The sequence below is a fragment of the Vibrio sp. 10N.222.55.C6 genome, from assembly GCF_041473395.1.
Classification (GTDB): Bacteria; Pseudomonadota; Gammaproteobacteria; order Enterobacterales; family Vibrionaceae; genus Vibrio; species Vibrio crassostreae_C.
In genome coordinates this window covers 1-314 of sequence record NZ_JBFRSD010000689.1, presented here as the reverse complement: position 1 = coordinate 314, position 314 = coordinate 1, and the positions used below count along the sequence as shown (strand labels likewise).

1 protein-coding gene is annotated in these 314 nt (G+C 43.0%); it reads left to right on the top strand.

Annotated elements, in window-relative coordinates; translation table 11 throughout:
- Positions 1-240 (top strand): integrase core domain-containing protein (locus AB4486_RS25660; protein WP_372119556.1); only part of this gene is annotated, 240 nt, incomplete at its 5' end.
- Positions 241-314 lie beyond the last annotated feature (74 nt).

The following is a 314-nucleotide window of genomic DNA, read 5'->3' as shown; positions in this document are numbered from 1 at the left end:
TCTCGACGAGGAAATTGCTGGGATAATGCACCAATGGAACGCTTCTTTAGAAGCTTGAAGACGGAATGGATACCTACAGTAGGTTATCGGAGCTTTGCAGAGGCACAACAAGAAATTACTCGATACATTATTGGGTATTATTGCCAACTCCGCCCGCACCAATACAACGGTGGTTTGACTCCCAATGAATCAGAACGATTGTTCTGGTTAAACTCTAGGAACGTGGCCAATATCAGTTGACCACTACACTTAAACGACGGCCTCATAGTTATATAAATGCTCTATCAACCACCTCTAGATACGTAATTAGTACC